The following is an 8,759-nucleotide window of genomic DNA, read 5'->3' on the forward strand; positions in this document are numbered from 1 at the left end:
GCCCGGGGAAGATCACCATTCATGCAGGGAAGAAGAGTTTCGCTGGCGCGGAACGAATTGATTATCCACTTCCGGCACTACCCAGGTCTGTATGCGTTGACTGCCTGCGCAAGGCCCGTCTAGCAGGCGCACCTTTTGTCTTAAAATAAAATGCTAAATTATCAAAATATAATAGATCTGCGGCGTTGTGATCACTCATCTGCTCCTTTCGGAGAACTGTACGCCTTGGTTGATCATGCGGGAGTGCCTGGGTTGGCGAAAAAACTAGACCAACGAAAGGCAACGTGGATTAGCTTGTTTGCAAATTCCAAAGACGAAGGTGCAATGCTAGTTGCACCGCTGTTATTCAAAGTTGACGACGAACACCGCATGCTCTTGAAATGGCTTTGCAAGCAAGGATCCTATGCGTCAAGCATCCTTTTCTTGGCTTCACCTGAACCAATAACTGAGCTTGCACAAAGGCTGACAGCGCGCCTTGATGCATCGCTGCCAAATGACACCGACATATTTCTTCGGTTTTTTGATGGGCGAGTTTTTGAAAATCTCGTTTCCATATTGTCGGTTCCACAAAAAAAAGCGTTCCTAAGTGTCGCTGACAATTGGTGGTTGGTTACGCGTCAAGGCCAACTACATCATTACAAAGCTGTTTATCTTGGAAGCGATTCTAACGAAATTCCTTTGCAAATATCATCACAGCAATTAAATGCTTTAGTCGACGCCGCTGAGCCCGATAAAATTGCTCAGCTATTAGAAGAAAACGTACCTAAAGAATTTCAAGGACTACCCACAATTACCCGCCATGATTTTATTCTGCGTCACATGCGGGCTGCCCGTCTCGTTGGAATATTGGAGGTTTACCAGATCGCGCTCTACTGTGCTTTGGCATTATTGTATGGAGAATACTTCTCTAAACAAGAAATTTGGGCTGCTGCGCTTAATGAAGTTAGTTCAGGGAAATTAGACCTCCCTACGGCGGTGGCACAGATAGAATCTCAACAAAATGAATTAGGGCTCTAAATTATGAAAGCAAAAATTAATTGGCTGTTTCATCGATATTTATCGATAATTTCAGCGATTCTACTGATGCTGGCAATGGTAGCGTGTGAATTTCGACCAATAGACGCCGCAGGTAGTGAAATGAGTGCAGCTAAACCAATGGGGACGCAAATATCGTTAACGTTGACGGGATATAACTACACTAATCGCTATATCGATCAATTTAGTGTGGATGGCCAAGGGGGTGGCAACCTATATGTCAGCGGCCCCCTTGGAGGCGGTGGCGGAAGTGTTTGTTGTGTGCCATATATCATTGGGGCCGGTGCTTGGAAAACTATGATTCGTTGGCAAGTGGGTGGCTGTCGATTCGACGAAATAATTGATTCGGGTGGGCAAACACTTTTTCAAGTTCATCCCGTCTTCAAGGAGATTGAAGTACATATAAATCCTTCGATACCCGATAACCCGCGCTATTTTGAGGTTCACTTTTTCCCAGACGGACATGCCGAGGCAGCAATAACTGAATATAGCTCACCACCTCGTTTAATCTTAAGCAAAGACCGTGAGGATAGATCTCCTTACAGGCAGTGTTTGAATAATAAGAAACCGGAATAATTTTGAATGCTACGAAAAGACACTGATCTTTGCCGCGCCAATTTTAACTTCTTAAAAATGCCAAAAAATCAAAAAAAATAGTGTCGGTGATACGTTAGCGCCACCTCTCCGGCAAACGGCAATACGTTTTCAAGAAGCTTCGGGTGAAGGAGTACAAGTTCCAGTAATTTCGCCGCCCATAGTTGACGTTAATCCAAAGCTTCCCTGCCTAGCCGCTAGCATGAAAAACAATTGTCGATCTGGCGTTTCCTCTTTTTCATGCGTACAAACACTTTGGTTCAGTTTTTTCTTCGATGGAACGGGCAATAATCTTGATGCTGATATCGGGACACTAAAGCACAGCAACATCGCAAAATTATACCGCGCGCATAGAGGTAATGAAGATAACGGTGGGGTTGAGCAAAAAACGGATGATCAAAGTTCAGGAATATATCGAATATATGTGCCTGGAATTGGAACATATTTTCAGGCTATCAAGGATTCTGGAGGTACGGTATTGGGGCTCGGTGCAGGAGATTTGGGAACCGATCGTTTGGATTGGGCTTCAAGGCATTTTGATGAAAAAATGGCTCGCCACATTGCGCTTGCTAGAAATCCTGCAAATGCTATTGTGGAAATCAATATTGCCGCGTTTGGATTTAGCCGCGGGGCTGCACTTGCGCGCGCGTTTATACATGATTTCGTCAAGGAACGCTGTCAAGAAATGACCAAAGGGAAATGGAGCATGAAAAATGGAGGCTACCCCGTACGGATACGTTTCATGGGGCTATTTGATACCGTGGCGTCATCGGGACTTGCGATGGCTTCTAATAACATGGGCATGATTGATGCTATCGCCGGGACCATAAAAAGTCACATTTCTACGAGACTACAATCTTATAAAAACACTCGGCCAGAGGTGTTGGCATTTGCCGCACGTGCTGTTCCTGGTGCAGATCCAGCGCCTGGTTTAAATGATGGCCATCGTCGTTATGGCGATCGTTTGCAAATTCCCGATATGGTAGAAGACGTAAGACATTTCATAGCAGCCCACGAAATCAGAAATTCCTTTCCAGTTGATAGTATAAGTAAAATTGAGAAGAATGGTCGGTACAAAAAAACAAGCAAGTTTTATGAGTATATTTATCCGGGTGTACATTCGGATGTTGGTGGTAGTTATCGACCTGGGGAGGGAGGAAAAAATGAGAAATTTCAGACAAAAATAGGTCTTATTCCGCTTAGAGATATGTACCGATTCGCTTTGGGTAGTGGCGTTCCATTGAATCCGTCAACCTGTTGGAGTGATGATACGAAAGTGGATTTCGCGGTTGATGATAAGGTCGTCAAGGACTATCAATACTATTTAAGTCATGTTGGAACTGCAAAAAACATGGGTAGTTTGTTAAATTTGCATATGAGGTTGTACTATGCGTGGCGTTTTTATTCAATCCGTAAGAAGAGAAACGGTGATATAACTGAGGCAAACAGAATAAGGCAGGCAAGTGTAGGTTTCAAGGCTGAAAGTTATAAATTGCAACAGGAAATTAAGCAACTGGAGGCAAAAGAAGCACACGCGGGAGGCAAACTTGCAGTTGCAAATTGGAACCGAGAAGATTTCTTACAAGAGGCAGGGAGGGCGAAAAATGGAGTTCATTTAACGGAACTTGAAAAAAACGTTATAGCAGCTGGGTTGGAGCAAAGGAGGGCGGTCGATGGGGTATTTAAAGCCAAGGCAAGGTTATTATCTCTTCCGAACACAGATAATTTGCCAGAAATTATTGATATTTATGATAAGCAATTAATGTTGGATGCGCAAAGAATTTATGATCTTGTTTTTCATCCAGAGTTTGATTCTTATAGGCGCGAATTCAAGCCAAATCGAGCCTCACTTCGCCCTCATTACAAGGTCCTGATTGAAGCATATGAAAATGAGTTCATAAAAGATCAAGGATTGAGAGATGAGGTGATAATTGGATTTTTTGATAATTACATACATGACTCGTTGGCTGGTTTTGGAAAAGATTCGACTTTGCCTTCGGATCCAAGAGTAGTTTATGTCGGTGGAGATGAAAAACTTGCATATGCGCAATTAGATCCAGCGAATCAAAGTGAGACGAATCGAAACATTGCTTGATTGGCATAGCGCATCGCGTAACATCTAACACCTACGATCGAGTTGCTGGGATTGCAGCCCCAACAGCGGTCACATCGCCCTGCTGAAAACCGTCATGGCGCCGCCATGATCGAGCTCGAAATCACGCATCAAACCCAGCGCCCCACTGGCCGCCGCAACCCCGCTCAAGTCGCCAGATTCTCGATCAGCCCCATCTCACCCGACGACATCAGCTTGTCGATATCGACCAAAATGAGCATGCGCTCGTCGATGGTCCCGAGTCCGACCAGATAATCCGAGTTGAAAGCGGTGCCCATCTCCGGCGCGGCCTTGACCTGGTCCGGCATCAGCGTGGTCACGTCCGAGACCGAGTCCACCACCATGCCCATCACGCGCCCGCTGATGTTGAGGATGATGACCACCGTGAACTGGTCGTACACCGGCGTGCCGAGCTTGAACTTGATGCGCATGTCGATGACGGGGATGATGATCCCGCGCAGGTTGATCACGCCCTTGATGAACTCCGGCGCGTTGGCGATGCGCGTGACCGCCTCGTAGCCGCGGATCTCCTGCACCTTCAGGATGTCGATCCCGTATTCTTCCGAGCCGAGCGTGAAGGCGAGAAATTCGCTGCCGGCGACTTCCTTGCCGGACGCGTGGGCCGAGCCCTGGGACGAGTGTGATTGCATGGTGTTTTCCTGGTCAGAAATGGCGGCGGGGCCTGCTCCGATTTTTTGCGAGGACACTTGCCACATATTGGCACAGAGTAACAGAGTCTTCGATGGAATACGAGCGCGCGCGTATGCGACTGTAAAAATAGACCTTGCGTGGGGACTAGACTTGGGCCGCGCATTGTTTAATAATTTGTGGTGAATAATTAGTGAGAATCAAGGGGTGATGGCAATAAGACCAGAATCCGGTTTCCCGGCGCCGCCAGCTCGCATGGCAGCGCGGGCGCCGGCCTTTTTGGCATTCAGGGCAATTTTGCCAACGATGTAAGACTCCCCTCTAGGAGCACGTATGACCGAAGCGATCCCGGACGACGAGAACTGGCTGATGGAAGAGGACGTGCCGGCCGCCGGCGCCGCCGCGGCCGGTCTCGACCAGCGGCTGTGGCGGGTGCTGATCGTCGACGACGATCCGGACGTGCACGCCGTCACCCGGCTGGCGCTGCGCAACGTGAGCTTCAAGGGCCGCGAGCTCGAGCTGTTTTCGGCCTACACCGGCGAGGAGGGTTTCGCGATCCTGCGCGACACCACCGACATCGCGCTGGTGCTGCTCGATGTCGTCATGGAGACCGACGACGCGGGCCTGATCCTGGCGCGCCGCATCCGCGAAGAACTCAACAACCAGATCGTGCGCGTGGTGCTGCGCACCGGGCAGCCGGGGCAGGCGCCCGAGCAGCGCGTGATCATCGAATACGACATCAACGACTACAAGGCCAAGACCGAGCTGACCACGCAAAAGCTGTTCACCACGGTGATCTCGGCCCTGCGCGCCTACGAGAGCCTGATGATGCTCGAGCGCAGCCGCATCGGGCTCGGCAAAATCCTGGCCGGCGCGACCAATCTGTACCACGTACAATCGCTGCGCGAGTTCGCCTCCGGGGTGCTCAACCAGGTCAGCGCGATCCTCGATGTCGGCGCCGACGGCGTGCTGTGCGTGATGGCCGCCAACGCCGGCGCGCCGACCGTGGTCGCGGCCACCGGCACCTACGCGGGGCTGGCCGAAGACGGCGTGCTGCCGCCGGCCCATCCGCTGCTGCCGGCCATCAGCAAGGCCTTCCGCGAAAAGCACAGCCAGTTCGAGCATCCCGAGAACGTCCTCTTCATCCACACCCATGGCGACCAGGAGCTGTGCATCTCGGTCACGCCGCCCTGGCCGCTGGCGGCGATCCAGCGCGACCTGCTCGAGGTGTTCTGCCAGCGCATCGCGGCCGCCTTCGACAACCTGCACATGTTCGGCCAGCTGCGCAAGGCGCAGGAGGCGACCGTGGTGGCATTGGCCGACCTGGCCGAGTTCCGCGACAACGGCACCGGCGGCCACGTGCGCCGCGTGCAGGACCTGTGCTCGCGCATCGCCTCGCGCATGAGGGAGCGCGGCTCGTCCGACATCGAACTGACGCCGCAGCTGCTCGAGATGATCGGGCTGGCCAGCATCCTGCACGACGTAGGCAAGGTCTCCACGCCCGACCAGGTGCTGCTCAAGCCGGCCGCGCACACGCTCGAAGAGCAGCGCGTGATGCAGACCCACGCGGCGATCGGGCGCGCCATCCTCGAGCGCGCCTCGCGCATGGTCGACGGCGTCAGCTACCTGAGCTACGGCGCCCAGATCGCGGGCGGCCACCACGAGCACTACGACGGCGGCGGCTACCCCGACGGCCTGGCCGGGCGCGCCATCCCGCTGGCGGCGCGCATCGTCGCCGTGGTCGACGTGTTCGACGCGCTGCTGCACCGCCGCCCGTACAAGGAGCCGTGGCCGTTCAGCGACGTGATCGCCTACATCCGCGAGCGCAGCGGCGCCCAGTTCGATCCGGACGTGGTGCACGCGCTGCTCGACGTCATCGAGAACGATCCGCCGTCTTCGTTCGGGGCCGAACACTAGGCCGCAAGCCGTGGACACCGACGCCTCCGGCCAGCCCGCAGACCCGCGCCAGGTGCGCGAGGCGCTCATGCGCAAGGTGTGCGGCGGCGCCGACATGTGCGCCCTCGGCGGCTCGGTCGCGCGCGTGGTGCAGCTGGCCTCGTCCGACGACCAGGGCCCCGACATCCTGGCCTACTACGTGCTGTCGGACGTGGCGCTGACCCAGCGCATCCTGCGTCTGTCGAACACGGCCTGCTTCCACAACCTGTCGGCGACCTCGGTGACGACCGTCTCGCGCGCCATCTCGCTGCTCGGATTCGACAACGTCAAGACCACCGCGCTCGGCATGCTGCTGGTCGACGCGCTCTCGAGCGCGAGCCACGCGGCGAGCGTGCGGATCGAACTCGAGGCGTCGCTGTGCGCGAGCCTGGTGGCGCGCGAACTGGCGCGCCTCAATCCGCAGCGCGGGGCCGAGGAGGCCGCCATCGCGGCGCTGTTCGCCAACCTCGGGCCGCTGCTGGTGGCGACCCACGAGCATGAGCGCTACCGCGAGATCGCGGCCCTGGCCGCGGGCGGGAGGTACAGCCTGGCCCAGGCCTCGCAGATGATCCTCGGCTGCAGCTACGAGTCCTTGGCCGAGGCGGTGCTGAGCGAGTGGCAGATTCCGGAGGTCATCGTGCGCGCGCTGGCGCCGCCGGCCGCCGGCCAGAAGGCGGCGCAGGGGCGCGCCGAGTGGACGCGCCAGAGCGTGCGGTTCGCGGCCGACGCCGCGCGCCTGATGGCGCGCACCAGCGCGCCCGCCGCCGGCGCCGAGGTCGATGCGTTGTTGGCCCGTTTCGGCAAGCCGCTCGGGATCGACGCCGAGCAGATCGGGATGGTGTTCGCCAAGGTCGGGGCGGAGATGGAGAACCTGTTGCAAAGCATGAGCATGCAACCGCTGCCCAAGACGCCCGCGCCGGCCGCCGCTGCCGCCGCGGCTGCGGCCGCGGCCGAAGCCGAGGGGGAGGCCGGTTTCGGGCTGCCAAGCGAGCTGCTGCTGGCGACCTTGGACACGGGCGGCGGCGCGATCGAGGCGAACCACCCGAGCGGCAAGCCGGTCAACGCGCGCGCGCTGCTGCTGGCGGGGGTGCAGGAGGTGACCCAGATGCGCGCCTCGGGGCAGGCCCGGGTCAACGAGCTGATTTTGGCCACGCTCGAGACGCTGTACCGCAGTATGGGGTTCCGTTTCGCGACGGTGTGCCTGAAGGACGTGCGCAACGAGCAGTTCCGCGCGCGCGTGGCGCTGGGCGAGGACCACGCGCGGCGCAAGGAGGGCTTCGCGTTCCCGATCGCGCCGTCGCGCGACCTGTTCCACCTGGCCATGCAGAACGACGCCGACCTGATGATCTCGGACGCCGGCACGCCCAAGATCGCCGAGCTGCTGCCGGCCTGGCACCGCGCGCTGCTGCCCGACGCGCGCAGCTTCATCGTGTTGCCGCTGGTGCTGGGCAAGGTGCAGCTTGGCCTGTTCTACGCCGACCGGGTCCACACCGCGCCCGAGGGCGTGCCGCCCGACGAGAGCGCGCTGATCAAGGCGCTCAAGGCGCAGGTCCTCGTCGCGCTGATGCCCTAAGCCGCCGTGAGCACACCCGCAAATATGCCCCCGCGCCGCACCCGCAGCGCACCAGCCCTAGCCCCAGCACCAGCCAAACCGTCATTTCCGTCATTGGCGGACATGACTTCCCGCGAAAGCGGGAACCCATACTGAGTGTCCCAAGCCGCGCAATCCGAGCCTTTAGGCCAGGAAACGGACGGCGGAACGTTGTACGCCCAGTATGGGATAGGCTGGGCGCGCAGCAGGCACCTGTTGCGCGCAAAACACGCCACCACCACCACCGAAAACCCCCATATCCACACCCCAATGCAAAAGCCCCTTGCACACCGTGCCAGCTACGGTTAAAATCACGCCCCGAAGCAACTGCACCAACTGTTTGGCTTGATAAGCTCCAGCAAAAATAGTTGACAGCATTTTTTAGTTGCTTCATACTCTGCGGTTCCTCGCGGAGGGGTGGCCGAGTGGTTAAAGGCGGCAGACTGTAAATCTGCTCACTATGTGTACGCTGGTTCGAATCCAGCCCCCTCCACCAAGTTGTTGTAGGAAAGCAGTAGTGGCGTGAAGTTCCTCGCGGGTGTAGCTCAATGGTAGAGCAGAAGCCTTCCAAGCTTACGACGAGGGTTCGATTCCCTTCACCCGCTCCAGTGAACCTCAGCAAACCCGCGATGCACTAATGTTTGTGTCGCACATAATTGCCCTTTTAGCTCAGTGGTAGAGCACTCCCTTGGTAAGGGAGAGGCCACGTGTTCAATCCACGTAAAGGGCACCAGAATTTAGTACCAGCAAGTCCGCATCAAATCAAAACAGAACGTCAGGCGTGTGCCTGGAGCATTTCTCAACATCGTTAGGAGTCTAAAATGGCAAAAGGTAAATTCGAAC

The 8,759-nt window shown here is 56.1% G+C and carries 7 protein-coding genes and 3 tRNA genes; 8 read left to right on the plus strand and 2 right to left on the minus strand.

Translation table 11 applies throughout. The features are described from left to right. The first annotated feature begins 150 nt into the window (after window positions 1–150). The 3 genes from C7C56_RS07290 (at window position 151) to C7C56_RS07300 (ending at window position 3,724) form a co-directional block, all read left to right on the plus strand. Window positions 151–1,017: a DUF4123 domain-containing protein gene (locus C7C56_RS07290; protein ID WP_106756797.1), complete on the plus strand. Its 867-nt coding sequence runs from the start codon at window positions 151–153 to the stop codon at window positions 1,015–1,017. 3 nt (window positions 1,018–1,020) lie between these two features. Beyond that, window positions 1,021–1,611 (plus strand): DUF3304 domain-containing protein, encoded by a 591-nt coding sequence (locus tag C7C56_RS07295; RefSeq protein ID WP_146204327.1) that lies wholly within the window; start codon window positions 1,021–1,023, stop codon window positions 1,609–1,611. A gap of 220 nt (window positions 1,612–1,831) precedes the next feature. Next, window positions 1,832–3,724 (plus strand): T6SS phospholipase effector Tle1-like catalytic domain-containing protein, encoded by a 1,893-nt coding sequence (locus C7C56_RS07300; RefSeq protein WP_106756799.1) that lies wholly within the window; start codon window positions 1,832–1,834, stop codon window positions 3,722–3,724. A 164-nt stretch (window positions 3,725–3,888) separates the two neighbouring features. Here the strand turns inward: C7C56_RS07300 and C7C56_RS07305 are convergent, their stop codons facing one another. Next, the gene (locus tag C7C56_RS07305) at window positions 3,889–4,392 is read right to left on the minus strand and encodes a chemotaxis protein CheW (RefSeq protein ID WP_106756800.1); all 504 of its coding nucleotides are present in this window, start codon (window positions 4,390–4,392) and stop codon (window positions 3,889–3,891) included. Window positions 4,393–4,723: 331 nt separating this feature from the next. Between C7C56_RS07305 and C7C56_RS07310 the strand changes: the two genes are divergently transcribed. Together C7C56_RS07310 and C7C56_RS07315 are read left to right on the plus strand one after the other, a co-directional pair. Next, window positions 4,724–6,307 (plus strand): DUF3369 domain-containing protein, encoded by a 1,584-nt coding sequence (locus tag C7C56_RS07310; RefSeq protein WP_106756801.1) that lies wholly within the window; start codon window positions 4,724–4,726, stop codon window positions 6,305–6,307. Window positions 6,308–6,317: 10 nt separating this feature from the next. After that, on the plus strand, window positions 6,318–7,898 hold the full coding sequence (locus C7C56_RS07315) for an HDOD domain-containing protein (protein ID WP_307719033.1): 1,581 nt from the start codon (window positions 6,318–6,320) through the stop codon (window positions 7,896–7,898). Window positions 7,899–8,060: 162 nt separating this feature from the next. Here C7C56_RS07315 and C7C56_RS27995 read toward each other — a convergent pair whose 3' ends face one another. After that, complete coding sequence (locus C7C56_RS27995; protein WP_146204328.1) at window positions 8,061–8,294, minus strand: hypothetical protein; 234 nt, start codon at window positions 8,292–8,294, stop codon at window positions 8,061–8,063. 33 nt (window positions 8,295–8,327) lie between these two features. Here C7C56_RS27995 and C7C56_RS07320 point away from each other — a divergent pair. The 3 genes from C7C56_RS07320 to C7C56_RS07330 all read left to right on the plus strand — a co-directional run bounded on the left by C7C56_RS07320 (window position 8,328) and on the right by C7C56_RS07330 (window position 8,649). Beyond that, a tRNA-Tyr gene (locus C7C56_RS07320) sits at window positions 8,328–8,412 on the plus strand. A 38-nt stretch (window positions 8,413–8,450) separates the two neighbouring features. Beyond that, window positions 8,451–8,524: transfer RNA gene (locus tag C7C56_RS07325), tRNA-Gly, on the plus strand. A gap of 50 nt (window positions 8,525–8,574) precedes the next feature. Continuing rightward, window positions 8,575–8,649 (plus strand) — tRNA-Thr (locus C7C56_RS07330). Window positions 8,650–8,759 lie beyond the last annotated feature (110 nt).

Origin of the sequence: Massilia glaciei (assembly GCF_003011895.2) — a bacterium.
In the GTDB taxonomy this organism is placed as follows: domain Bacteria; phylum Pseudomonadota; class Gammaproteobacteria; order Burkholderiales; family Burkholderiaceae_D; genus Telluria_A; species Telluria_A glaciei.

What these genes read in the sequence shown, in the direction of transcription:
- C7C56_RS07310 (WP_106756801.1), top strand. Translation starts at nt 4,724, where the DNA reads ATGACCGAAGCGATCCCGGACGACGAGAACTGGCTGATGGAAGAGGAC.
- C7C56_RS07305 (WP_106756800.1), bottom strand. Translation starts at nt 4,392, where the DNA reads ATGCAATCACACTCGTCCCAGGGCTCGGCCCACGCGTCCGGCAAGGAA.
- C7C56_RS07300 (WP_106756799.1), top strand. Translation starts at nt 1,832, where the DNA reads ATGAAAAACAATTGTCGATCTGGCGTTTCCTCTTTTTCATGCGTACAA.
- C7C56_RS07295 (WP_146204327.1), top strand. Translation starts at nt 1,021, where the DNA reads ATGAAAGCAAAAATTAATTGGCTGTTTCATCGATATTTATCGATAATT.
- C7C56_RS07290 (WP_106756797.1), top strand. Translation starts at nt 151, where the DNA reads ATGCTAAATTATCAAAATATAATAGATCTGCGGCGTTGTGATCACTCA.
- C7C56_RS27995 (WP_146204328.1), bottom strand. Translation starts at nt 8,294, where the DNA reads ATGCTGTCAACTATTTTTGCTGGAGCTTATCAAGCCAAACAGTTGGTG.